This is a genomic window from Thermomonas sp. (assembly GCF_041905325.1).
Taxonomy (GTDB): Bacteria; Pseudomonadota; Gammaproteobacteria; order Xanthomonadales; family Xanthomonadaceae; genus Thermomonas.
This window is the reverse complement of sequence record NZ_JAYRLK010000004.1, coordinates 238606-263002: the sequence shown is the minus strand read 5'-3', so window position 1 is coordinate 263002 and position 24397 is coordinate 238606. Positions and strand designations below refer to the sequence as shown.

Sequence of the window (24397 nt, the reverse complement as noted above, 5' to 3'; positions counted from 1 at the left end):
GATCCCGCGCACGGGTGGCATCGAACCGATCCGCGCGCCGGAGTAGCGCGCGGGCAGGCCAGGCCGCAAGGCCCGGGTACTGCCAGTTCGATGCCATCGCCGGAGCATGGGCACACTCCCCATGCCGGGCTTCAGGGGCACTGCCCCGGGGGCTTCTCGATCAGCCGGGATTTGTATACAATTTCATGTTCCCCGCGTCGATCCCATCGGGGTCGTCGCCATTCGTATATCGGAGATCGCCTCATGGCGCGTATTGCAGGTGTCAACCTGCCTGCCCAGAAGCACGTCTGGGTTGGGCTGCAAAGCATCTACGGCATTGGCCGTACCCGTTCCAAGAAGGTCTGTGAATCGGCCGGCGTGAATTCGTCGACCAAGATCCGTGACCTGTCCGAGCCGGAAGTCGAGCGCCTGCGCGCCGAAGTCGGCAAGTTCATCGTCGAGGGCGACCTGCGTCGCGAAGTCGGCATGGCGATCAAGCGCCTGATGGACCTCGGCTGCTACCGCGGCCTGCGCCATCGTCGCGGCTTGCCGCTGCGTGGCCAGCGCACCCGCACCAATGCGCGTACCCGCAAGGGCCCGCGCAAGGCCATCAAGAAGTAAGGAACCCAGATCATGGCCAAGCCGGCAGCAACCAAGACCAAGAAGAAGATCAAGCGCGTCGTCACCGACGGCATCGCGCATGTCCACGCTTCTTTCAACAACACCATCGTCACCATCACCGACCGCCAGGGCAATGCGCTTTCCTGGGCGACGTCGGGCGGTGCGGGCTTCCGCGGTTCGCGCAAGTCCACCCCGTTCGCCGCGCAGGTTGCCGCCGAAAAGGCCGGCAAGGCCGCGCTGGATTACGGCGTGAAGGCGCTGGAAGTGCGCATCAAGGGCCCGGGTCCGGGCCGCGAATCCGCCGTGCGTTCGCTGAACAACGTCGGCTACAAGATCCTCAACATCATCGACGTGACGCCGATCCCGCACAACGGGTGCCGTCCGCCGAAGAAGCGTCGCGTCTGACGCCCGGGAGCACTAGAACATGGCTCGTTATATCGGTCCCACCTGCAAACTCGCCCGTCGCGAAGGCGCCGACCTGTCGCTGAAGTCGCCGGCCCGCGCACTCGATTCCAAGTGCAAGCTGGAGCAGAAGCCCGGCCAGCACGGCGCCACCGCCCGCAAGGGCAAGCTGTCCGACTACGCCACCCAGCTGCGTGAAAAGCAGAAGGTCAAGCGCATCTACGGTCTGCTGGAGCGTCAATTCCGCAACTATTACAAGAAGGCCGCCACCAAGAAGGGCAACACCGGCGAGAACCTCCTGCAGATGCTGGAAACCCGCCTCGACAACGTCGTCTATCGCATGGGTTTCGCCGTCACCCGTCCGGCCGCGCGTCAGCTGGTCAGCCATCGCGGCGTGACCGTGAATGGCAAGCCGGTCAACCTGCCGTCTTATGCGGTCAAGGCGGGCGATGCCATTGCGTTGTCCGAGAAGGCGCAGAAGCAGCTCCGCGTGAAGGAGTCGCTGGATGTCGCCACGCAGATGAGCTTGTCGCCGTCCTGGGTCGAAGTGGATTCGGCCAAGTTCGCCGGCGTGTTCAAGGCAGTGCCGGATCGCGCCGATCTGTCCAGCGACATCAACGAAGCGCTGATCGTCGAGCTGTACTCGAAGTAAGCCATTGCCACCGGCCTGTGCTTCTGGCACAGGCCTGCAGGAGACACCACGAATGACGGTTACCGCCACCCAAGTCCTGCGTCCGCGCGGACCGCAGATCGAGCGCATCACCGACACCCGCGCCAAGGTCGTGATCGAGCCGCTGGAACGCGGCTACGGCCATACCTTGGGCAATGCCCTGCGCCGCGTCCTCCTTTCCTCGATTCCCGGCTTCGCCGTGACCGAGGTCGAGATCGATGGCGTGCTGCATGAATACACCACGGTCGAAGGCTTGCAGGAGGACGTGCTCGAAGTCCTGTTGAACCTGAAGGATGTCGCCATCCGCATGCATAGCGGCGATGTCGATACCCTCGAACTGAAGAAGCAAGGCCCGGGTGTCGTCACCGCCGGCGACATCAAGACCAGTCACAACGTCGAGGTGCTCAACCCCGACCACGTGATCGCCAACCTGACCAAGGACGTGGCGCTGAACATGCGCCTGACCATCAGCCGCGGTTTCGGCTACCAGCCGGCTGCGGCACGCCGTCGCCCGGACGAGGAAACCCGGACCATCGGCCGCCTGATGCTGGATGCATCGTTCTCGCCGGTGCGTCGCGTTGCCTACGCGGTGGAAGCCGCGCGCGTCGAGCAGCGCACCGACCTGGACAAGCTGGTGCTGGATATCGAAACCAATGGCACCATCGACGCCGAGGAAGCCGTGCGTACTGCGGCCGACATCCTCAGCGACCAGCTGTCGGTGTTCGGTGATTTCACCCGTCGCGGTGCCGGTGACAACAAGCAGACCACTGGCACCGTGGATCCGGTGCTGCTGCGTCCGATCGACGATCTCGAGCTGACCGTGCGTTCGGCCAACTGCCTCAAGGCCGAGAGCATCTACTTCATCGGCGATCTGATCCAGAAGACCGAAGTGGAATTGCTCAAGACCCCGAACCTCGGCAAGAAGTCGCTCACCGAGATCAAGGAAGTGCTGGCGCAGCGCGGCTTGTCGCTGGGCATGAAGCTGGAGAACTGGCCGCCGGCCGGTGCTGCTGCACACGGCATGCTGGGCTGATGCTTGTCTGCTTCCCCGTCAAGGGGAAGGCCGGGCTGGGGATGGCGTTGCCTGCAACGCCGGCGATTGAACCCCATCCCCACCCAACCCTCCCCTTGATGGGGAGGGTTTGAATTTCGCCGACGAACACGACGTTCGCGGCAATGCCGGCAAGGGATGCCGGTACGGGCCAACCGCAGTCCAAAAGCCTCGCAACGAGGCACACGCCAGGATGGCGACAGCGATCTTCAACAGCAGCAATCTTTCAACCAAGGAAATCCAGTCATGCGTCACCAGAAATCCGGCCGCAAGTTCAACCGCACCAGTGCCCACCGCAGTGCAATGTTCCAGAACATGGCGGCTTCGCTGATCAAAAACGAAATCATCCGCACCACCCTGCCGAAGGCCAAGGAGCTGCGCCGCGTTGCCGAGCCGCTGATCACCCTGGCCAAGGCCGACGGCGTGGCCAATCGCCGCCTGGCGTTCTCGCGCCTGCGCGACAAGGAAGCGGTGGGCACCCTGTTCACGGTGCTGGGCCCGCGCTACGCGCAGCGTCCGGGTGGTTACCTGCGCATCCTGAAGTGCGGCTTCCGCGCCGGCGACAACGCACCGATGGCCTATGTCGAGCTGGTGGATCGCCCGCAGGCTGCCGAGTAATTCCGGCATCGCCAACGCGGCATCGAAGACCCCGGGCAACCGGGGTTTTTCGTTTTGCGGCTGGCTGCGCCATAATCAGGAAATACCACCAAGGCGCGCTGATGAATCCGTTCCGCTGGTCGTTCCGCAGTCAGTTCCTGCTGGGCTTCGCCTGTTGTGCCGCGTTGCTGGGCTATGCGCTGTTCGTGCAGTTCAAGCTCGGCATCGCGCCTTGCCCGTTCTGCATCTTCCAGCGCATCTGCTTCGCCGCACTTGGCGTCGTGTTCCTGTTGGGCGCGCTGCACGCACCGCGCGCGCCGGGTGCGCGCCAATGGTGGGGCGTGCTCGCGTTCGCCGCCGCCGCCGCCGGCATGGGCTACGCGGGCCGGCACAGTTGGGTGCAGCTGCATCCCCCTGCGTTGCCGAGTTGTGGCCCGGGGCTCAATTTCATCGTCGAGCAATATTCCTGGTTGGGTGCTGCGCGCAAGGTGCTGCAGGCGACGGGCGATTGCGCCAACATCGACTGGTCATTCCTTGGCTTGTCGATGCCGATGTGGGCACTGGTGTGGTTCATCGCATTGGGATGCGGCGCGCTGTATGCCGGTTTCCAACGGCGGCATTCCCATTTGTTCCGCAGGTAACGGTTGCGGCAGCGCGTAGTGCGCGGGATGATGCAACGCAGCAACCAACCTGTGCCTGCTCATGCCTGCCGTTTCAGCAATCACCGCCTCTCGTTCCGAATCCCCCGAGCGCACCGACTGGACGCCGTTCAGCTGGCGCAGCCGGCCGGGCGTGCAGATGCCGGTGTACCCGGACGCCACCGCGCTGGCGGCTGCGCAGGACGAGCTGCGTACCTTGCCGCCACTGGTGACTTCGCGCGAGATTTTGTCGTTGCAGCAGCAGTTGGCGGAGGCACAGGAAGGCAAGCGCTTCCTGCTGCAAGGCGGTGACTGCGCGGAAACCTTCGCCGAATGCAGCTCCGACACCATCACTAACCGGCTCAAGGTGCTGCTGCAGATGAGCCTGGTGTTGGTGCACGGGTTGAAGCTGCCGGTGGTGCGCGTGGGCCGCTTCGCCGGGCAGTACGCCAAGCCGCGTTCGGCCGATCTTGAAACGCGCGATGGCGTGAGCCTGCCCAGCTACCGTGGCGATATCGTCAACAGTCCCGACTTCACCGCCACCGCGCGCGAGCCCGACCCGCGGCGCATGATCAAGGCGCATGCGCGCTCCGCGATGACGATGAACTTCGTGCGCTCGCTGATCGATGGTGGCTTCGCCGACTTGCACCATCCGGAGTTCTGGGAGTTGGGTTGGGTGGAGCAGTCGCCGCACGCCGCCGACTACCAGCGGATGGTGGCCAACATCGGTGATGCCGTGCGCTTCACCGAAACCCTGGCGGGGCGCAAGATGCAAAGCCTGAGCCGGGTGGATTTCTACACCTCGCACGAAGCTTTGCTGTTGCCCTATGAAGAGGCGCAGACCCGCCGCGTGCCGCGTGCCGATGGCTGGTTCAACCTGAGCACGCATTTCCCGTGGATCGGCATGCGCACGGCCGCACCGGAAGGCGCACATCTGGAATATTTCCGTGGCATCCGCAACCCGGTGGCGGTGAAAGTGGGGCCGTCGGTGACGCCGGATGCATTGCTGCGCCTGGTCGATGCACTCAACCCGGAGGACGTGCCCGGGCGACTGGGGTTGATCCACCGGATGGGTGCCGGGCACATCGCCGAAACGTTGCCGGCGCTGCTGGACGCGGTGAAGCGCGAAGGCCGCCGCGTGCTGTGGATCTGCGACCCGATGCACGGCAATACCGAATCCACCAGCAATGGTTACAAGACCCGCCGCTTCGCCAACATTCGCAGCGAGATCGAGCAGGCGTTCGATCTGCATGCGGCGGCGGGGACGCGACTGGGGGGCGTGCACCTGGAAATGACCGGCGAGAACGTCACCGAATGCCTCGGCGGTGCGCGCGAGCTCACCGAGATCGATTTGCAGCGCGACTATCGCAGCACCGTGGACCCGCGCCTCAACTACGAGCAGGCGCTGGAGATCGCGATGCTGATCGTGAAGAAGCGTGGGGCGATGGCGGCGTAGCGGCGGCCCGCCAGGCGGGCACGGGGTTGCCTACAACGATTTCAGGAAACGCGGCGGTTTGCGTGCCCGGGTGGCTTGTTCGAAGGCGTATCCCAGCTCGATCAGACGCGGCTCGCTCCATGCCGCGCCGAGGAACACGATGCCCACCGGCAAGCCATGCACCTGCCCCATCGGCACGGTCAGGCTGGGATAGCGGGCCACCGCGGCGGGGCCATAGCCGGCACCGAGGAAATGATCGCCGCCGACCGGATCGGTGGGCCAGGCCGGCGACATCGCCGGGGCGACCAGTGCATCCAGATGCTGCGCCTGCAGGGCGGCATCGATGCCGTCGGGGCCGGCCAGGCGGCGTGCCTTGTCACGGGCGGCAAGATAAGCCCTGTCGGTCAGTGGCCCCTTGGCATTGGCCTGTTCGAAGAGCTCCTGCGCGAAGTACGGCATTTCCTGCGCGGCGTGCTGGCGGTTGTAGGCGATCAGCGCGTCCAGCGACGTGTACGGCGCGTTGCTGCCGGCCAGGTAGCGATTCAGGCCGTCCTTGAACTCGTACAGGAGCACCTCGAGTTCGGCGGCATCCCACTGCCCCAGCGTGGGGATCTGCGCGTCGACCACGGTGGCACCGGCGGCTTGCATCGCCGCAATTGCGCGCGCCATCGCAGCATCGGTGTCCGGTTGGTAGCCCATCAACTTGCGCACCACGCCGATGCGTGCGCCTTGCAGCGCGCCGGCCTTGAGGTGCGTGGTGTAGTCGATGGGGGTGGGGTCCTTGCGCTCGGATGCGGCGGGGTCGCTGGCATCGGCGGCAGCAAGCACGGTGAGCAGTGCGGCGGCATCGGCGACGTTGCGGGTCATTGGCCCGGCGGTGTCCTGCGAGATCGAAATCGGGATGATGCCGCTGCGGCTGACCAGCCCCACGGTGGGTTTGAGACCCACCAGCCCGGCCACCGCCGACGGACAGATGATGCTGCCATCGGTTTCGGTGCCGATGCCGGCCGTGGCGAGGTTGGCGGCGATGGCCGTGCCGGTGCCGGCGCTGGAGCCACACGGGTTGCGATCCAGCACGTAGGGGTTCTTCGTCTGTCCGCCGCGCCCGCTCCAGCCGGAGGTGGAGCGGGTGGAGCGGAAATTCGCCCATTCCGACAGGTTGGTCTTGCCGAGGATGACTGCGCCGGCAGCACGCAGGCGGGCAACGATGAAGGCATCGGCCCCGGGGTGGTGTCCGGCCAGTGCCAGCGAGCCGGCGGAATTGGCCATCGGGGTGGCGTCGATGTTGTCCTTCAGCAGCACCGGAATGCCATGCAGTGGGCCGCGCAGTTTGCCGGCCTTGCGTTCGGCGTCCAGCGCGTCGGCTTCCTGCAGCGCAGTGGAATTGAGTTCGATCACCGCATTGAGCGCGGGGCCGGCCTTGTCGATCGCGGCGATGCGGTCGAGATAGGCCTGCGTCAAGGCGTGGCTGCCCAGGTGGCCGGCCGTCATCTTCGCCTGCAAATCGGCAATGCTGGCCTCGTCGAAGGCGAACGGGGCGTGCGTGGCGCCGTCGGGTGCGGGTGCGGGTGCGTGGGTGGCAGGTTGGCAGCCGCCCAGCAGAATGGCGAAGGCAAGGGCAAGTGGTGCGCGGCGCATGGGCGGCTCTCCCGGTTGGATGCGCAAGCATCGCAAGGTCGGAAGGCGGGGGCAAATGGAACGAGGAAGGATCAGCGGCGGCGCTTGAACAGATCGCGCGCCAGCACCCACAGCACCAGCACGTTGATGGCCACCACCACCAGTGACAGCCAGCCGGGGTGCCGGGCCAGCGCATACAAATCGAACGGCAGATACAGTGACACCGTGATGCAGCCCAGCCACGAGGCCCAGGCCTTGGCCCGCCACAGGCCCCAGCCTTCGAGGATATGCATCACGCCGTACAGGGTGGCGATCAGGGCGGCCAGGTGCACGCCACCGGGACTGATGGCGCCGGCCAGCCAGGCCATGGCGCCGTGATGCGGGTCCAGCTGGAAGCGTGCGATCAGCTCGTGCACCCAACGCTGCAGCGGGGCCGAGCCAACGAGCTCCAGCCCACTGGCTGCCAGCAGCCCCAGCACCCCCTTCACCGCCTCCACCAGCGCGATGATGTGCAGGCCCGGATGCGCGTGCGGATCCGGGTTGTAGTGGGGAGTCTGGTTCATGCCGGGGTCCCTGGCGCGGACGGCCATCCTTGCAGGGACATGGGGATGGCGTCCAGTGCGATCAAGCCGTGCGGCTGGCGCGCTTGCGGTCGCTTTCGGTCAGCAGCTTCTTGCGCAAGCGGATTTCCTTCGGCGTGATCTCGACCAGCTCGTCGTCGTCGATGAAGTCCAGCGCCTGCTCCAGCGAGAACTTGGTGGCCGGGGTCAGCTGGATCGCATCGTCCTTGCCGGAGGCGCGCATGTTGGTCAGCGGCTTGGTCTTGATGACGTTGACGGTGAGGTCGTTGTCCTTGCTGTGGATGCCGACCAGCTGGCCTTCGTACACCTGGTCGCCTTCGGCGGCGAACAGCTTGCCGCGCTCCTGCAGCGGGCCCAGCGAATAGGCCGGGGTCGGGCCGGCGGCATTGGCGATCATCACGCCGTTGAGGCGCTTGGCAATCGCGCCGGTTTCCTTCGGGCCGTAATGGTCGAACACGTGGAACAGCAGGCCCGAGCCCTGGGTCAGGGTCTTGAACTCGTTCTGGAAGCCGATCAGGCCGCGCGCCGGGATTTCATAGTCCAGGCGCACGCGGCCCTTGCCGTCGGGTTCCATGTTCTTCAGCTGCGCCTTGCGGGTGCCCAACTTCTCCATCACGCCGCCCTGGTGGATTTCCTCGACGTCCACCACCAACTGCTCGATCGGTTCCATCAGCTGGCCGTCGATTTCCTTGATGATGACCTCGGGGCGCGACACCGCCAGCTCGTAGCCCTCGCGGCGCATGTTCTCGATCAGCACCGACAGGTGCAGCTCGCCACGGCCGGAGACCAGGAACTTGTCGGCGTCTTCCAGTTGCTCGACCTTCAGCGCCACGTTGTGCACGGTTTCGCGTTCCAGCCGGTCCTTGAGCTGGCGGCTGGTCAGGAACTTGCCGCCCGACAGCTCCTTGCTGCCGGCGAACGGCGAGTTGTTGACCTGGAAGGTCATCGAGATGGTCGGCTCGTCCACGGTCAGCGCCGGCAGCGCTTCCGGCGCTTCGATCGCGCACACGGTGTCGGAAATACTGAGTTCGGCGATGCCGGAAATGGCCACGATGTCGCCGGCTTCGGCGCTGTCCTGCTCGATGCGTTCCAGGCCCATGAAGCCCAGCACCTGCAACACCTTGCCCTGGCGCTTCTTGCCTTCGCGGTCGATCACCGTCACCGGCATGTTCTTCTTCAGGGTGCCGCGCTGGATGCGGCCAATACCAATCACGCCAACGAAGTTGTTGTAGTCCAGCTGCGAGATGCGCATCTGGAACGGGCCTTCCGATGCCACCGGCGGGGCCGGCACGTGCTGCATGATCGCTTCGTACAGCGGGGTCATGTCACCGTCGCGCACGCTGTCGTCGAGGCTGGCGAAGCCATGCAGCGCGGAGGCGTAGACGATCGGGAAGTCCAGCTGTTCGTTGGTGGCACCGAGCTTGTCGAACAGGTCGAACACCTGGTCGATCACCCAGTCCGGGCGCGCGCCGGGGCGGTCGATCTTGTTGACGACGACAATGGGGCGGAAGCCCATCGCGAACGCCTTCTGGGTGACGAAGCGGGTCTGCGGCATCGGGCCGTCCATCGCGTCGACCAGGATCAGCACCGAGTCGACCATCGACAGCACGCGCTCGACCTCGCCGCCGAAGTCGGCGTGCCCGGGGGTGTCGACGATGTTGATGCGGTTGCCCCGCCAGGTGATGGCGGTGTTCTTGGCCAGGATGGTGATGCCGCGTTCCTTTTCCTGGTCGTTGCTGTCCATCACGCGCTCGGCGAGCACGGTGCGCTCGGAGAGGGTGCCGGACTGCTTCAGCAGGCAATCGACGAGGGTGGTCTTGCCATGGTCGACGTGGGCGACGATGGCGATGTTGCGAAGGCGTTCGACGGACATAAGCTTTGGGGCTCGTTGAAGCCGCACCAGCAGCCAAGAGGGCAGGCAGGGCGCGGGTTGAAATGAGGGGAGCCGGCTATTATATCGGGTTCACGCGCCCATCCGGGCATTTGGAGCTGAACAAGATGAGCCTGATCGCCAATTTCGATACCGCCCGCGGCACCATCCGGGTGGAACTGGCCGCCGACAAGGCACCGTTGACCGTCGCCAATTTCGTCAACCTGGCCCAGCGCGGCTTCTACGACGGGCTGAACTTCCACCGCGTCATCAATGACTTCATGATCCAGGGCGGTTGCCCGGAAGGCAGCGGCCGCGGCGGCCCCGGCTACCGTTTCGAGGATGAGACCGGCAACGGGTTGGGCCATGAGCGCGGCGTGCTGTCGATGGCCAATGCCGGCCCGGGCACCAATGGCAGCCAGTTCTTCATCACCCACGTGCCGTGCGGTTGGCTGGACGGCAAGCACACCGTGTTCGGCAAGGTGGTGGAAGGCCTGGAGGTGGTGGATGCGGTGAAGCAGGGCGACCTGATCAACTCGATCAAGATCGAGGGCGATGCCGCCGCCGCGCTGGCCGCCAAGGCCGACCGCGTGGCCGAATGGAACAAGATTCTCGCTGCTTGACGTGCGATGCCCCTCTCCCGCGTGCGGGAGAGGGGCGGGCGCGTCACTTCCAGCGCAAGGTGTCCAGCATCGCGCTGACCTTGGCTTCGTCGCGCGGGTAGTAGTACTCGGCCGGTGCATAGAACAGTGCCAGCGCCAGGCCTTTCTCGTGTTCGAAAGCCGCGGCCATGGCCTTGTACTTCAGGCCGCTTTCGCCATCCATCGTCATTTCGAAGCGCAGCCCCTCGCGGCCGCCGAAGCTGGCCGGACGCAGGTTGCTGGTGACCACGTTCACCGCCCCGCTGGCGCGCAGGCCGTCGGCGATCAGGTCGCGCAGTTCGTCGGGGCGCATGCCGCGGTGGTAGAACGCACCATCCGGACGGCGCTTGGTCTGGCGTTGGCCAAGAAACACGAACTCCCGCTCGCGTACCGCCGGCACCAGATGCAGGCTGTTGAGCTGCGGGCCGTCGATGGTCCACAGCTGCTCGCGCAGGTCGCCCATGCGCGTCCATTCCATGCCGGCATCGATGCTCAGGTCGCCGCCGGCGGTGGTGCGGCCGGCAGTGACCAGCGGGCCGCCGCTGGCGCAGGCGGCCAGCAGCAAGGTGAGCAGGGCGGGCAGGAGCCAGCGGATCGCCTTCATGGCGTGCCTCCGAGTTTGTCGATTTCGTGTTGGATGAATGCGCGGTCTTCGGCTTGCGGGGCATCCTGCAGGTAGCGTTGCAGCGCTTGCCGGGCACCGGCGATGTCGCCGGCATCGCGTCGGTTGAAGCCGTACTCGCGCCAGGCGGCGGCCGGGGCGGCGGGCAGGGTGATGGCGCTGGCGTAGTAGCCGGCGGCCTTGACCTTGTCATCGTTCAGGCCGCGGCGTCGGTAGGCTTCGCCGAGGTAGAAGGTCAGCAAGCCCTTGTCTTCGGCCGGGGCATCTTCCAGCAATTCGCCGATGACCAGAATCGAGCCGGCGTAACGCCGCTGTCCCAGCTCTTCATCCAGCAGCCTCGGCAGCAGCGGCCGGACCACGGCGCGGTAGCGGTCGCGGCCCAGGTCGGTGGGCGGATCGGGGATGGCGGCAGCGGCGGTCTTGATGTCGTTCAAGCGTTCCAGCGAGGCCGGGTGGGTGGAAAACACCTGCAAGGGGCGGTCGTATTTGCGGGTCTGCTCTTCGCGCCACATCCGCGCCCACATGTCGGCACCGGCCTGCGGTGCCCAGCCATGCGCCACCACGCTGGCAAACCCCAGCTGGTCGGCTTCGCGCTCCATGTCGCGGGAGTATTTGAACATCGCGGCGCTGCCGGCCAGCACGCCCAGGTCGGCCACGGCACCGGCCCCGGCACCGTAGGCCACCATCTGGAAGGCGCTCAGCCAGGCGCTGGCGGTCTTGCCGCGGCGCCATTGCTGCAATGAATGGCGAGAAGTGAAGTGCCCGGTTTCGTGGCCCAGCACGAAGGCCAGTTCGGCTTCGTTGCGGATGCGCAGCAAGGCGCCGGTCCACAGCAGCATCATGCCGTTGGGCGCCATGCTGGCATTGAATTGGGGCACGTCCATCACGTACAGGCGGACATCGGCGCAGTGTTCACCGGCCACCTTGCAGGCGACGCCGCGCACGTAGTCATTGAGGGCGGGATCCCGCACCCGCAGGGGCGAGCGCTTGAGTTCGGCTTCCCCGCGTTCCATGGCGTACCACAGTTCCGCCTCGTCGCTGCCCGATGCCGGGGTGGCCCCCGCGGCCACCTGCAGCGAGCGGGTCTGCGCCGTCGCGCATGGCGCAAGGACGAGCAGCGCCGGCAACGCCAAGGTGCAGGCGGCTGCCCGCAGGCGGATCATCGCGCGCCCCCTGCGGGGGCATCGCCACGGATCCCCTTGAGCAACCCGCCGGCGGTGTCACGGGCACCAGCGAGGTTGCGCAGGTCGCCGGCTTGATCCACCAGCAGGTTGTGCCAGACCACTTGCCCGGTGCGCAGGTCGACCAGCGAGGCCACGCCGATCTGCATGCCGCCACCGATGTCGCCGCCCAGCAGCAGCAAGCCGGCCACCCGCATGGCGTTGCGCCCGCCGCTGGCGTAGCTGTCGCGGATATAGGTGAACAGGCCGTAATCGGCACCGGTGGCCTCGCGCAGCGCCGCCACGCCCGGGCCCAGCGTCCAGTCGAACTTGCCATGCTTGTTGCGCAACGGGCCCTGCCCGATGCTGCGGCTGAATTGCAGGATGCTCATCGACACCGCCTGGCTGAGCAGCACCATCTGGCGGCGGTTGTCGTCGGGGCCGGCGTCGGCGGGCAGGGTGTAGTCGGGCGCCATGGCGATGCCCTGTCGCGCCAGCAGTTCGCGCGCGGCTTGCGGGTAGAGCAGGCGTGCGGAGGTGCTCCATTCCTTGCGCGGCTCGGCCATGCCACCGGCCATCAGCTCCGACAGCTCGATGTCGGGCTCGATCAGGGCCACGCTGCCGTGCAGGGCGAGCGGCTTCCCGGACGGGTCGCTGGCGGTGCGCACGCTGGTCGATGCACAGCCGGACAGCAGTGCCAATGCAACCGCCAGCAACGGGAAAAGCAGCCTGCGGACGCGTCCGGCTGCGGAAGTCGATACATGTGGCTGTGCTAACATTTGAAGACTTTCTCCCTTGTCAATAGCCGCATCCGCGGCCCCCACCGAGGTCCCCCACGATGCCTCAACTCGCCCGGCGCATGTCCCGTGCCAAGCCCAGCGTCATCATGCAAGTCGCGGAAAAGGCCAAGCGCCTGAAAGCCGAAGGCCGCGACATCATCAGTTTCTCCATCGGCGTCCCCAATTTCCTGCCCGGCGAACACGTCTATGCTGCCGCACGCGAGGCGCTGGCGAAAGACAGTGGCCAGTATGGCAGCAACCGCGGCACCGACGCCCTGCTGGACGCCTTCCTGGCCCACCTTGAAACCCTGGGCATGACCGGCTTCGGCCGCGCCAACTGCTCCACCGGCATCGGTGCCAAGCACATCCTGTACAACCTGGGCGAGGCGCTGCTGGACGAAGGCGACGTGATTGCCTTCCCGACTCCGTACTGGACCACCTACATGGACATCGCCGAGATCCTCGATGCCAAGGCGGTGGTGCTGCCGTGCCCGGCCTCGCAGGACTACAAGCTCACCCCCGCGCAGCTGAACGCGGCGCTGGCTGCGCACAAGCCCAAGGTGTTCCTGTTCAACAACCCGTCCAACCCCACCGGCATGATCTACACCCGCGACGAAGTGGCGGCGCTGGCGGATGTGCTGGTGAAGTACCCGGACACCTGGATCATCACCGACGACATCTACAACAAGATGCTGTTCGACGGTCTGGAATACACCAATTTCATCCAGTTCCGCCCGGAGCTGCGCGAACGCACGATCTTCGTGGATTCGCTGTCAAAGACCTACGGCATGCCGGGCTGGCGCGTGGGCTTCATGGCCGGGCCGGAGTCGGTGGCCAAGGCAGTGACCACGCTCAATTCCAACCACATCACCAATATCCCGGAAATCGCCACCGCCGCCGCAGTGGCTGCGCTGCGCGGCCCGCAGGATGTGCCCACCGAGAAATGCGCCGAGTTCCAGGCCAAGCGGGATCAGGTGATGGCGGCGATGAACGCGATCCCCGGCGTGGTCTGCCCACGGCCGCAGGGCGCGTTCTACGTGTTCCCCGACATCAGCTGCGCGTTCGGCAAGTCGCACAATGGCATGAAGATCGACAACGACGTCGACTTCTGCAACGTGCTGCTGGAAGCCAAGGGCGTGGCCTGCGTGCCGGGTTCGGCGTTCGGCGAGCCGCGCGCGCTGCGCATCAGTTACACCTGCCCGACCCCGCAGCTGGCCCCGGGCCTGGCGCGGTTCCAGGAATTTTTTGCCGAGTTGACCTGAGCCTTTCCGTGCACATCGAAGCGGCGCTTGCGCCGTATCGTCATTTTCAGGAGTTGAGACAATGAAAACCCCCGTTCGAGTTGCCGTCACCGGCGCTGCCGGCCAAATTGGTTATGCCCTGTTGTTCCGCATCGCCTCCGGCGAAATGCTGGGCAAGGACCAGCCGGTGATCCTGCAGATGCTGGAACTGCCGATGGAGAAGGCCCAGGCCGCGCTGCGCGGCGTGATGATGGAACTGGAGGACTGCGCGTTCCCGCTGCTGGCCGGCATGGTCGGCACCGATGACGCCGAAGTCGCGTTCAAGGACGCCGACTACGCCCTGCTGGTCGGCGCGCGTCCGCGCGGCCCGGGCATGGAGCGCAAGGACCTGCTGCTGGAGAACGCCAAGATCTTCACGGCGCAGGGCGCCGCGCTGAACAAGGTCGCCAGCCGCAACGTGAAGGTGCTGGTGGTCGGCAACCCGGCCAACACCAACGCCTACATCGCCATGAAGTCGGCGCCCGACCTGCCGGCGAAGAACTTCACCGCGATGCTGCGCCTGGACCACAACCGCGCGCTGTCGCAGCTGGCCAACAAGGCCGGCGTGGCCGTAGCCGACATCGAGAAGCTGGTCGTGTGGGGCAACCACAGCCCGACCATGTACCCGGACTACCGCTTCGCCACCGTCGGCGGCGCGTCGCTGAAGGACAAGATCAACGACGCGGACTGGAACGCCAACACCTTCATCCCCACCGTCGGCAAGCGCGGCGCCGCCATCATCGAGGCGCGCGGCCTGTCCTCGGCCGCCTCGGCCGCCAATGCCGCCATCGACCACATGCGCGACTGGGCGCTGGGCACCAACGGCAAGTGGGTGACCATGGGCGTGCCGTCCGACGGCAGCTACGGCATCCCGGAGGGCGTGATCTACGGCGTGCCGGTGACCTGTGCGGGTGGCGAATACACCCGCGTCGAAGGCCTGCCGGTGGACGAGTTCAGTCGCGCCGCGATGGACAAGACCCTGGCGGAACTCGAGGAAGAGCGCGCCGGCGTGGCGCACTTGCTCTGAGCCGGACACCAACGCAAGTCATGAAGCGCCGGGTTATGCCCGGCGTTTTCATTTTCGGCAGGTGCCGGTGTCCGCGTTAAAATGCACGATTCGCAAGGAGAGGCCATGAGCATGCAATCCGCCGGCGCGCGCTTCCGCGCTGCGATCCAGGAAGAAACCCCCCTGCAGGTGATGGGCGCCATCACCGCCTATGCCGGCCTGATGGCCAAGCGCACCGGCTACCGGGCGCTGTACCTGTCCGGCGGTGGCGTGGCCGCCAATTCGCTGGGCATGCCCGATCTCGGCATCAGCACCATGGAAGACGTGCTCACCGATGCGCGCCGGATCGTGGATGCCACCGGCATGCCGCTGCTGGTCGACATCGACACCGGCTGGGGCGGGGCGTTCAACATCGGCCGCACCATCCGCAACTTCGAGCGCGTCGGCGTGGCCGCCGTGCACATGGAGGACCAGGTCGGGCAGAAGCGCTGCGGGCATCGTCCCGGCAAGGAAGTGGTGACGAAGGGCGAGATGGTCGACCGGGTGAAGGCCGCGGTGGATGCGCGCAGCGATGCCGGCTTCGTGATCATGGCGCGCACCGACGCGGCCGCGGTGGAGGGCATCGACAGCGCCATCGAGCGCGCGATGGCCTACGTCGAGGCCGGCGCCGACATGATCTTCCCCGAGGCGATGAGGACGCTGGACGACTACCGCAAGTTCAAGGCGGCGGTGCAGGTGCCGATCCTGGCCAACCTGACCGAGTTCGGCAGCACGCCGTTCTTCACCACCGACGAGCTGCGCGATGCCGGTGTGGACATCGCCCTGTACTGCTGCGGCGCGTACCGCGCGATGAACAAGGCGGCGCTGCATTTCTACGAGACGGTGCGCCGCGAAGGCACCCAGAAGAATGTCATCGACACCCTGCAGACGCGTGCCGAGCTGTACGACTTCCTGGGCTACCACGCCTACGAAGACAAGCTCGACGCGCTGTTTGCGCAGACGAAATAAGCCGGAGGACACACCGATGAGCGAACAGACCGCAACCCCCACCTTCAAGCCGAAGAAATCGGTCGCCTTGAGTGGCACCGCCGCCGGCAACACCGCACTGTGCACGGTCGGCCGTTCCGGCAACGACCTGCACTACCGCGGCTACGACATCCTCGACCTGGCCGAGGTCTGCGAGTTCGAGGAAATCGCCCACCTGCTGGTGCATGGCAAGCTGCCCAACCGCGCCGAGTTGATGGCCTACAAAGCCAAGCTGAAGGCGCTGCGCGGGGTCCCGGCGGCGGTCAAGGCCGCGCTGGAGGAATTGCCTCCGTCGGCGCACCCGATGGACGTGATGCGCACCGGCGTGTCGGTGCTGGGCTGCGTGTCGCCCGAGAAGGACGACCACAACCATCCCGGTGCGCGCGACATCGCCGACAAGTTGATGGCCAGCTTCGGTTCGATGCTGCTGTATTGGTACCACTACAGCCACAACGGCCGGGTGATCGACGTGGAGACCGACGACGATTCCATCGGTGGCCACTTCCTGCACCTGCTGCACGGCGAGAAGCCCCTGGATTCGTGGGTGCGGGCGATGCACACCTCGTTGATCCTGTACGCCGAGCACGAATTCAACGCATCCACCTTCACCTGCCGCGTGATCGCCGGCACCGGCAGCGACATGCATTCGTGCATCGCCGGCGGCATCGGCGCGTTGCGCGGGCCCAAGCACGGTGGTGCGAACGAGGTCGCGTTCGAAATCCAGAAGCGCTACGACACGCCGGACGAGGCCGAGGCCGATATCCGCGCCCGCGTCGAGCGCAAGGAAGTGGTGATCGGTTTCGGACACCCGGTCTACACCGTGTCCGATCCGCGCAACAAGGTCATCAAGGAGGTCGCGCGCCAATTGTCGGCCGAGCAGGGCAACATGAAGATGTTCGACATCGCCGAGCGCCTGGAGTCGGTGATGTGGGACATCAAGAAGATGTTCCCCAACCTCGACTGGTTCAGCGCGGTCAGCTACCACATGATGGGCGTGCCCACCGTGATGTTCACCCCGCTGTTCGTGCTGGCGCGTACCTCAGGCTGGAGCGCGCACATCATCGAGCAGCGCATCGACGGCAAGATCATCCGCCCGTCCGCGAACTACACCGGGCCGGAAGACCGCACGTTCGTGCCGATCAACCAGCGTTGAGTGCTTGCCATTCACGAAAAAGGCCGCGTTCGCACGCGGCCTTTTTTGTTTTGCGGTGGCGGCAGATCAGAGCAGGCCTTCGGCCTTCATCGCCGCCTGCACGCCCGGGTCGGCGGCCATGCGCGCGTCGAAACGGGCGAGGTTGTCCAGCTCCGACAGATCCACGCCGGTCTTCTTCGCCCATTGCAGGGTGATGAACCAGTAGGGGTCGGCGATCGAGCGCCTGCCGGCGATCCAGTCCCGGCCTTGCAGTTGCGCATCCGCGCGCTCGAACAGGCCGCGCAGCTGCTTGCGGGCGTTGTCATGGCTGCGGGCGATCATCGCCGGGTCTTCGAGATAGGCGGTGGCCCCGAACAGCGGCTTGAACGCCGGATGCACGTCGGCATTCACGCAGGCCAGCCAGCGATTGACTTCGGCACGGCTTTCCGGGGTGCCGTCGCCACACAACCCCGCGTCGGGAAAACGGTCGGTGAGGTAGTGCAGGATCGCCGAGTTCTGGGTCAGCACCCAGTCGCCGACCTGCAATGCCGGCACCGCACCGGAAGGATTGATGGCGCGGTATTCGGGCGTGGCCCGTTGCTCGCGGGTCACGACCTGGAATTCATAAGGTGCGCCGATCCACTGCAGCACGATATGGTCGGCGGTGGAGCAGGCACCCGGGGAGGTAAAGAGCTTCATCACGTGGTCTCGCTTGAGGAGACGCCACTATCGACGATCGACGGTGTGCTGGCGATGAAGGCCGGCGCAACGCTGTGTTGCCGGCCTTGCGGGTTGTCGCGCTCAGATGCTGCGGCGTGGACGCAGGCTTTGTACCCGGTAGAACGTGTGGTCGCCAATCGTGGCGACCTGCATCGCGCTGTTCCAGCTGGGGCTGGCGATCGCGGTGGCGGCGAAATGGCTGGCACCCGGCACCACCAGCTTGCGCTGGTCGCGTGGCAGCGCCCAGTTGCGCTCCGAGGCCAGCGACACGCTGACCGCCTCGGTCCAGGCCTCGATGTTGGACAACCGGGTCTGCGGGGACAGCAGGGTGGGCGCGAATTGCTTGCGCGCAGTGACCACCTGGCACAGGTTGCGGCCCCACAGGCCGCTGTCGCGACGGCGCAGGGCGACTTCGGCAACGGCTTGCTGGCCCAGCGCGGACTGGTCGCGGGCTTCCAGATAGACGGTGGTGGACAGGCACAGTGAATCAGCGGCGGGCTGCGGCAACACGTGCGACAGCCAGAGAATCCAGGCGAGCTTCATGGTTCGACTCCTTGCTCCGTTGCGGCGCGTGCCCGGACATGCAGGCACACGACATGGCGTTACTTAAGGAGGGCGGCAGCTCTGTGGCGGCCTTTGCCCGGGCGCGCCGTACCGGTTCAGGGTGCGGCCGGCGTGCCGGTGGACCTGCGGGCGTGGGGGGCTTCTGGGCCGGCCCGGCAGGCGAAATTGGGCGCACCTTAGGGGGGGATTCCCTAACGCCAGCTGAATGCCAAAACAGAAAGCATTTGATTCGATTGGAGTTTTTGTTCGGAAGTCGGGCGCTACAGCCGCAATGCCAGGCGCGTGCCTTCATCGATGGCGCGCTTGGCATCCAGCTCGGCGGCCAGTTTCGCGCCGCCGATCAGATGCGGAGTGCGGCCCGCCGCCACCAGGGTGTCGTGCAGCTCGCGGCGGGGCTCCTGCCCGGCGCAGACCACCACGTGATCCACCGCGAGCGTCTGCTCGTGACCGTCCGCGCGGATGCGCAGGCCACCCGGCTCCATGCCCAGGTATTCGACGCCCCCCAGCATCCGGACCTGCTTGGCCTTCAGGGTGGCGCGATGGATCCAGCCGGTGGTCTTGCCCAGCCGTGCCCCGGGCCTGCCGGGTGAGCGTTGCAACAGCCACAACTGCCGTGCCGGTGCTTCGGGGTGTGGCGCGGTCAGGCCGCCGGGGGCGTCGACGCGGGCATCCACGCCCCATTCGGCCATCCAGCGTGCCGGATCGAGGCTGGGCGAAGGGCCGGACTGGGCGAGAAATTCGGCCACATCGAAACCAATGCCGCCGGCTCCGATGATGGCGGCCCTCGCACCCACGGTCACGCGCCCTTGCAGGACATCCAGGTAGCTGACCACGCGCGGATCGTCACTGCCGGGAAATGCCACCGCACGGGGCCGCACGCCGGTGGCGATGACCACCTCGTCGAAGCCGGCCAACGCATCGGCATCGGCCCAGGTATGCAGGCGCAGCGCAACCCCGGTATCGGCGATGCGCTGGTGGAAATAGCGCAGCGGTTCATGGAACTCCTCCTTGCCCGGAATCCGCTTTGCCATGTTGAACTGGCCACCGATCTCGCCGGCGCCATCGAACAGCACCACCGCATGGCCGCGGGCGGCGGCTTCGGTGGCGCAGGCCAGCCCGGCCGGGCCGGCACCGACCACGGCGATCGATTTGCGGACGTCGGTCATGCCGGCCACCAGTTCGGTTTCGGCGCAGGCGCGCGGATTGACCAGGCAACTGGCGCGTTTGTTCTCGAACACGTGATCCAGACAAGCCTGGTTGCAGGCGATGCAGGTGTTGATGCGCTGCGCTTCGCCGCGGCGGGCCTTGTTCACCCACTGCGGATCGGCCAGCAGCGGGCGTGCCATCGACACCATGTCGGCGTGGCCGGCGGCCAGCACCGCTTCGGCCACGTCCGGCATGTTGATGCGGTTGCTGGCGATCAGCGGCACCTGTACATGCGGCTTCAGCCTGGCGGTGATGCCGGTGAACGCGGCGCGCGGCACCGAGGTGGCGATGGTGGGGATGCGTGCTTCGTGCCAGCCGATGCCGCTGTTGATGAGCGTGGCGCCGGCGGCTTCCACCGCGCGCGCCTGGGCGACGATGGCGTCCCAGTCGTTGCCGCCTTCGACCAGATCCAGCAGCGACAGTCGGTAGATCAGGATGAAATCCGGCCCGCAGGCTTCGCGTACGCGACGCACGATCTCCACTGCGAAGCGCATCCTGCGCGCGGTATCGCCGCCCCATCCATCCTCGCGCCGGTTGGCGCGCGCGGTGGTGAATTCGTTCAGCAGATAGCCTTCCGACCCCATGATCTCGACGCCGTCATAGCCGGCGTCGCGGGCCAGCCTGGCCGCAGTGGCGAAGTCGCGGATCTGGGCTTCGATCGCGCGCACGCCGAGCTGACGGGGTGTGAAGGGATTGATCGGCGACTTCAGTTTCGATGGGGCGACCGACAGCGGGTGGTAGGCGTAGCGGCCGGCATGCAGCACCTGCATGCAGAGCTTGCCGCCCTGTGCATGCACGGCGGCGGTGACTTGCCGATGCCTGCGTGCATGCCAAGGCATCGACATCCGGCTGGCGAACGGCTTGAGCCAGCCGGTGATGTTCGGCGCAAAGCCACCGGTCACCATCAATGCCACCCCGCCCTCCGCGCGCGCGGCGAAATAGGCGGCCAGCTTGGGGAAGTCGGTGGCGCGGTCTTCCAACCCGGTGTGCATCGAACCCATCAGGACGCGATTGCGCAGGGTGGTGAAGCCGAGATCGAGGGGGGCCAGCAGGTGGGGGTAGGATGTCGTCATCGGCACAGCATACCCATGCGTACGGTTGGCTGCACGCCAGGCCATCATCGACCAGCCCTCGGATGAGTGGATGTTGCGGGACGTGGAAGTTATGCTAGTGTTAACGGGGTTTTCGTGTGCCGGGCTGTCTGTGGACAGGGGTGGCGTGCGGATACAGCCGCCTGCAACAACCTCTCAATGTGTCACGGTTTCTTCAAACTGAATCAAGGAGCTGAACATGAACAAGAAACTCCTCTGCGCCGCCATGCTGGCCGGCTTGGGTCTGGCGCAGGCTGCGTCCGCCCAGGAGTTCGATGATCGCTGGTATGTGTCGGGTTCGACCGGCGTGAATCTGCAAGACCACGACCGTGGCACCGAAGATGCCATCTTTGGCACGGTGGGTTTCGGTAAGTTCCTGACCCCGAATGTTTCGCTGGATGCTGAGATCAACTACCAGAATCCGCGCAAGAACATCAATCGCGCCTACACATGGAGCCAATACGGCGTTTCGCTGGATGCGCGCTACCACTTCCGGCATGAAGGTGCAAAGTTCTGGCCCTACGTGCGTGGTGGCATCGGTTTGCAGCGTCACGAAGAAGAGTTCAATGCCACTCCGCTTCCGAGCCCGGGTATCCACAAGGACTCGAATACTGCTTTGAATCTGGGTGTCGGCATGCAGCTGGACCTGGGTCGTGTCAATGTGCGCACGGAAGTGGGCAGCCGCATTGATTTCGACAACAAGCAGGCACGAATCGGCTCGCAGGAAAACCTGTTCACGGATGTTCTGGCATCGGTGGGTCTGACCTACGCCCTCGGCCCGGCCCCGGTGGCTGTCGTGGCTCCGGCCCCGGCTCCGCTGCCGACCTGTGCCGACATGGATGACGACGGCGATGGCGTCAACAACTGCAACGACAAGTGCCCGGGCTCGCAGGCGGGTCAGACCATCGGTCCGGACGGTTGCCCGGTGCCGGTGTCGATCGACCTGAAGGGCGTGAACTTCGATTTCGACAAGGCGACCCTGCGTCCGGACGCCGTGGCGATCCTGAACGAAGCGGTCGAGATCCTGAAGCGCTATCCGGAGCTCAAGGTGGAAGTGGCCGGCCACACCGACCAGTGCGGCAAGGACGATTACAACCAGAAGCTGTCCGAGCGTCGCGCGAAGACCGTGTATGACTTCCTGACCAGCAATGGCGTCGATGCCGGTCGCCTGGCGGGCCCGAATGGCTACGGCGAAAGCCGTCCGCTGGAAGACAAGGGTCAGACCATGCCGGCCTGCAAGAGCGAAATCAACCGCCGTACCGAGTTGAACAGCAAGTAATTCCTGCTGTCAGCGCGCAAGTCACGAAACCCGCCGCAAGGCGGGTTTCGTTTTGCGAGTGCGGCTTCGCGGGCCTGATCGGCCATCCTGCCGGGCGGTTGAATCCGGGCGCGCTGTCGCGCACATGAAAAACGCCCCACGTGGGGGCGTTTTTCATGTCTGGCGGAGAGAGGGGGATTCGAACCCCCGAAGCGCGGTTTAGACGCTTACACACTTTCCAGGCGTGCTCCTTCAACCACTCGGACACCTCTCCGGAACCGCGCATTCTAGCGGGGCATTGCCGACTTCACAAGAATTTCCGTTGGCGCGCCACGATGCCCGGCTGTGCCGTGCCACAATGCCGGGATGTCCTATCTCGTGCTTGCCCGCAAGTGGCGTCCCAAGCGTTTCGCCGAACTGGTCGGCCAGGAACACGTGGTGCGCGCGCTGACCAATGCGCTGGAAACCGGTCGTGTCCATCACGCTTTCCTGTTCACCGGGACGCGCGGGGTGGGCAAGACCACCATCGCGCGCATCTTCGCCAAGTCCTTGAACTGCGAGCGTGGCACGTCCTCCGACCCATGCGGCGAGTGCGAGACCTGCCTGGCCATCGACGCCGGCCGCTACATCGACCTGCTGGAGATCGACGCCGCCTCCAATACCGGCGTGGACAACGTGCGCGAGTTGATCGAGAACGCGCAATACATGCCGTCGCGCGGACGCTACAAGGTCTATCTGATCGACGAAGTGCACATGCTGTCGAAGGCGGCGTTCAATGCGTTGCTGAAGACGCTGGAAGAGCCGCCGGGGCACGTCAAGTTCCTGTTCGCCACCACCGATCCGGAGAAGCTGCTGGTGACGGTGCTCAGCCGCTGCCTGCAATTCAACTTGAAGCGGCTGGATGAAGGCCAGATCCGTGGCCAGATCGAGAAAATCCTGGTGGCGGAAGGGATCGCGGCCGATGCCGATGCCGTGGCGCAATTGGCGCGGGCGGCCGATGGCAGCCTGCGCGACGGGTTGTCGCTGCTGGACCAGGCGATTGCCTATGCCGGCGGCAAGCTTGATGGAGCCACCGTGGCCACCATGCTGGGTACGGTGGACCGCAGTCGCGTGCAGGCGCTGCTGGCGGCGCTGGCGGACGGCGATGGGGCGCGGATGATGGACGAAGCGGCACAGCTGGCGGAGTTCTCGCCGGATTGGGCCAGTATCCTGGATGCTTTCGCGCAGGCCTTGCATCGCATCCAGGTCAGACAATTGGTGCCTGGCGTCGATGTCGGCAGCGATGCCATCGACGTGGATGCGCTGGCGGCGCAATTGCGCCCGGAACAGGTGCAACTGTGGTACCAGATGGCACTGAACGGTCGCCGTGATCTGCAGTACGCCCCCAGCCCGCGCAGCGGGTTCGAAATGACCCTGCTGCGGATGCTGGCGTTCCGGCCCGAGGTCGTCGCGCAGGCCACGCCAGCACCTGCGGCAGCACCCACGCGGCAGGCACCGACGATGGCACCCGCGGCCTCGCCGCAGGCGCGCAGCGATGCCGCCGCGCGCGCGCGCGCGCAGATGGACGCCTCGTTGGCGACGCCCGTGCCGGCTCCCGTGGTACCGGTGCCTGCGTCTGCGCCGCTGCCGACGGCCGTGCCGGCAGCGCCAGTGTCGGCGGCGGCCAGTACGGCCCTGGTGGTGACCGATTCCGAGCACTGGCTGGAGCTGGTGGGCCGTTGCGGCTTGCGTGGGCCGGCCAAGTTGCTGGCGGAGAATGCCGCTTTCGTGGCGCATGGCGATGGGGTGCTGCGGCTGTCATTGACACCGGAGCAGGAGCATTTGAAATCCGCCAGCCTGGTCTTGCAGTTGGGTGATGCCATCGGCCAGTTGCTGGGCGGCAGCGTGCAGGTGCGTTTCGAGATCGGCGTGGGGCGGGGCGAAACAGCCAGCACCCGCAACCTGCGCGAACGCGATGCGCGGCAGACCGGTGCGGAAGCCGGCTTCCTCGCCGATCCGGCCATCCAGCGGCTGGTGCAGCAGCATGGTGCGCAAGTGGTGCCGGAGTCGATCCGCCCGCTGGGCGGCCATTGAGGTTCCCCTTATTTCACAACGCGACGACGGAAGAGAACGACATGCGTGGAAACATCGCCCAGCTGATGCAGCAGGCGCAGAAGATGCAGGAAAACGTGCAGCGCGCGCAGGAAGAAGTGGCCGCGCTGGAAGTCACCGGCAACGCCGGCGGCGGCATGGTCAGCGTGACGCTGGGCGGCCGCATGGACTGCCGCAAGGTGCGCATCGACCCGGCCGCGCTGGCCGACCCGGAGATGGCGGAAGACCTGATCGCCGCGGCGTTCAACGACGCGGTCAACAGGATCAATGCCGCCTCGCAGGAGAAGATGGCCGCCGCCACCGCCGGCATGCCGCTGCCGCCGGGCATGAAGCTGCCGTTCTGAGCTTGCGAATGACGGG

General features: G+C 66.0%; 24 protein-coding genes and 1 tRNA gene. 15 read left to right on the top strand and 10 right to left on the bottom strand.

The features are described from left to right. Nucleotides 1-243: 243 nt before the first annotated feature. The 7 genes from rpsM (at nt 244) to ACE3OK_RS06690 (ending at nt 5414) form a co-directional block, all read left to right on the top strand. Nucleotides 244-600 carry a 30S ribosomal protein S13 gene (gene rpsM, locus ACE3OK_RS06720; RefSeq protein WP_374248774.1) on the top strand — a complete coding sequence of 119 codons (357 nt, stop codon included), beginning with the start codon at nt 244-246 and terminating at the stop codon, nt 598-600. 12 nt (nt 601-612) lie between these two features. Then, entirely contained in the window at nt 613-1005 is a 393-nt protein-coding gene (gene rpsK / locus ACE3OK_RS06715; protein WP_190281742.1) for a 30S ribosomal protein S11, read from the top strand. A gap of 19 nt (nt 1006-1024) precedes the next feature. Further along, nucleotides 1025-1654 (top strand): 30S ribosomal protein S4, encoded by a 630-nt coding sequence (gene rpsD / locus ACE3OK_RS06710; RefSeq protein WP_374248773.1) that lies wholly within the window; start codon nt 1025-1027, stop codon nt 1652-1654. A 52-nt stretch (nt 1655-1706) separates the two neighbouring features. After that, nucleotides 1707-2705 (top strand): DNA-directed RNA polymerase subunit alpha, encoded by a 999-nt coding sequence (locus ACE3OK_RS06705; RefSeq protein WP_374248772.1) that lies wholly within the window; start codon nt 1707-1709, stop codon nt 2703-2705. A 264-nt stretch (nt 2706-2969) separates the two neighbouring features. Next, entirely contained in the window at nt 2970-3341 is a 372-nt protein-coding gene (rplQ, locus tag ACE3OK_RS06700; protein ID WP_374248771.1) for a 50S ribosomal protein L17, read from the top strand. Nucleotides 3342-3442: 101 nt separating this feature from the next. Then, on the top strand, nt 3443-3961 hold the full coding sequence (locus ACE3OK_RS06695) for a disulfide bond formation protein B (RefSeq protein ID WP_374248770.1): 519 nt from the start codon (nt 3443-3445) through the stop codon (nt 3959-3961). 61 nt (nt 3962-4022) lie between these two features. Further along, a complete protein-coding gene (locus ACE3OK_RS06690; RefSeq protein ID WP_374248769.1) occupies nt 4023-5414 on the top strand; it encodes a class II 3-deoxy-7-phosphoheptulonate synthase in 1392 nt (463 codons plus the stop codon). A gap of 30 nt (nt 5415-5444) precedes the next feature. Here ACE3OK_RS06690 and ACE3OK_RS06685 read toward each other — a convergent pair whose 3' ends face one another. From ACE3OK_RS06685 to typA, 3 genes are all read right to left on the bottom strand, one after another. After that, nucleotides 5445-7031 carry an amidase gene (locus tag ACE3OK_RS06685; protein WP_374248768.1) on the bottom strand — a complete coding sequence of 529 codons (1587 nt, stop codon included), beginning with the start codon at nt 7029-7031 and terminating at the stop codon, nt 5445-5447. A 71-nt stretch (nt 7032-7102) separates the two neighbouring features. Next, nucleotides 7103-7573, bottom strand: a complete 471-nt coding sequence (locus ACE3OK_RS06680) for a DUF2127 domain-containing protein (protein ID WP_374248767.1) — start codon at nt 7571-7573, stop codon at nt 7103-7105. A 61-nt stretch (nt 7574-7634) separates the two neighbouring features. Further along, nucleotides 7635-9464 (bottom strand): translational GTPase TypA, encoded by a 1830-nt coding sequence (gene typA / locus ACE3OK_RS06675; protein WP_374248766.1) that lies wholly within the window; start codon nt 9462-9464, stop codon nt 7635-7637. A gap of 125 nt (nt 9465-9589) precedes the next feature. On the opposite strand from typA, the gene ACE3OK_RS06670 reads away from it, so the two are divergent. Continuing rightward, nucleotides 9590-10084: a peptidylprolyl isomerase gene (locus ACE3OK_RS06670; protein ID WP_374248765.1), complete on the top strand. Its 495-nt coding sequence runs from the start codon at nt 9590-9592 to the stop codon at nt 10082-10084. Nucleotides 10085-10127: 43 nt separating this feature from the next. Here the strand turns inward: ACE3OK_RS06670 and ACE3OK_RS06665 are convergent, their stop codons facing one another. The 3 genes from ACE3OK_RS06665 to ACE3OK_RS06655 are packed head-to-tail and all read right to left on the bottom strand — an operon-like array spanning nt 10128 to nt 12585. Next, nucleotides 10128-10706 (bottom strand): hypothetical protein, encoded by a 579-nt coding sequence (locus ACE3OK_RS06665; protein WP_374248764.1) that lies wholly within the window; start codon nt 10704-10706, stop codon nt 10128-10130. After that, a complete protein-coding gene (locus ACE3OK_RS06660) occupies nt 10703-11887 on the bottom strand; it encodes a M48 family metallopeptidase (protein ID WP_374248763.1) in 1185 nt (394 codons plus the stop codon). The genes ACE3OK_RS06665 and ACE3OK_RS06660 overlap by 4 nt, the downstream gene beginning before the upstream one ends. Beyond that, a complete protein-coding gene (locus tag ACE3OK_RS06655; protein ID WP_374248762.1) occupies nt 11884-12585 on the bottom strand; it encodes a hypothetical protein in 702 nt (233 codons plus the stop codon). The genes ACE3OK_RS06660 and ACE3OK_RS06655 overlap by 4 nt, the downstream gene beginning before the upstream one ends. 158 nt (nt 12586-12743) lie before the next feature. Between ACE3OK_RS06655 and ACE3OK_RS06650 the strand changes: the two genes are divergently transcribed. The 4 genes from ACE3OK_RS06650 to prpC all read left to right on the top strand — a co-directional run bounded on the left by ACE3OK_RS06650 (nt 12744) and on the right by prpC (nt 17128). Further along, on the top strand, nt 12744-13925 hold the full coding sequence (locus ACE3OK_RS06650) for an aminotransferase class I/II-fold pyridoxal phosphate-dependent enzyme (protein WP_374248761.1): 1182 nt from the start codon (nt 12744-12746) through the stop codon (nt 13923-13925). A 61-nt stretch (nt 13926-13986) separates the two neighbouring features. Beyond that, entirely contained in the window at nt 13987-14970 is a 984-nt protein-coding gene (locus tag ACE3OK_RS06645) for a malate dehydrogenase (RefSeq protein WP_374248760.1), read from the top strand. A gap of 105 nt (nt 14971-15075) precedes the next feature. Then, nucleotides 15076-15957 carry a methylisocitrate lyase gene (gene prpB / locus ACE3OK_RS06640; protein WP_374248759.1) on the top strand — a complete coding sequence of 294 codons (882 nt, stop codon included), beginning with the start codon at nt 15076-15078 and terminating at the stop codon, nt 15955-15957. 16 nt (nt 15958-15973) lie between these two features. After that, on the top strand, nt 15974-17128 hold the full coding sequence (prpC, locus tag ACE3OK_RS06635) for a 2-methylcitrate synthase (RefSeq protein ID WP_374248758.1): 1155 nt from the start codon (nt 15974-15976) through the stop codon (nt 17126-17128). Nucleotides 17129-17194: 66 nt separating this feature from the next. Here prpC and ACE3OK_RS06630 read toward each other — a convergent pair whose 3' ends face one another. The 3 genes from ACE3OK_RS06630 to ACE3OK_RS06620 all read right to left on the bottom strand — a co-directional run bounded on the left by ACE3OK_RS06630 (nt 17195) and on the right by ACE3OK_RS06620 (nt 20670). Further along, on the bottom strand, nt 17195-17806 hold the full coding sequence (locus ACE3OK_RS06630) for a glutathione S-transferase family protein (protein ID WP_374248757.1): 612 nt from the start codon (nt 17804-17806) through the stop codon (nt 17195-17197). Nucleotides 17807-17908: 102 nt separating this feature from the next. Further along, complete coding sequence (locus ACE3OK_RS06625; protein WP_374248756.1) at nt 17909-18370, bottom strand: cell wall hydrolase; 462 nt, start codon at nt 18368-18370, stop codon at nt 17909-17911. A gap of 281 nt (nt 18371-18651) precedes the next feature. Next, nucleotides 18652-20670, bottom strand: a complete 2019-nt coding sequence (locus ACE3OK_RS06620; protein WP_374248755.1) for an FAD-dependent oxidoreductase — start codon at nt 20668-20670, stop codon at nt 18652-18654. 217 nt (nt 20671-20887) lie between these two features. Between ACE3OK_RS06620 and ACE3OK_RS06615 the strand changes: the two genes are divergently transcribed. Beyond that, nucleotides 20888-21967: an OmpA family protein gene (locus ACE3OK_RS06615; protein WP_374248754.1), complete on the top strand. Its 1080-nt coding sequence runs from the start codon at nt 20888-20890 to the stop codon at nt 21965-21967. Nucleotides 21968-22127: 160 nt separating this feature from the next. On the opposite strand, the gene ACE3OK_RS06610 is transcribed toward ACE3OK_RS06615, so the two are convergent. Then, nucleotides 22128-22220 (bottom strand) — tRNA-Ser (locus ACE3OK_RS06610). Nucleotides 22221-22312: 92 nt separating this feature from the next. Between ACE3OK_RS06610 and dnaX the strand changes: the two genes are divergently transcribed. Both dnaX and ACE3OK_RS06600 read left to right on the top strand, forming a co-directional pair. Further along, nucleotides 22313-24019: a DNA polymerase III subunit gamma/tau gene (gene dnaX, locus ACE3OK_RS06605; RefSeq protein WP_374248753.1), complete on the top strand. Its 1707-nt coding sequence runs from the start codon at nt 22313-22315 to the stop codon at nt 24017-24019. 41 nt (nt 24020-24060) lie between these two features. After that, nucleotides 24061-24381: a YbaB/EbfC family nucleoid-associated protein gene (locus ACE3OK_RS06600; protein ID WP_374248752.1), complete on the top strand. Its 321-nt coding sequence runs from the start codon at nt 24061-24063 to the stop codon at nt 24379-24381. The last annotated feature ends 16 nt before the right edge of the window (nt 24382-24397 follow it).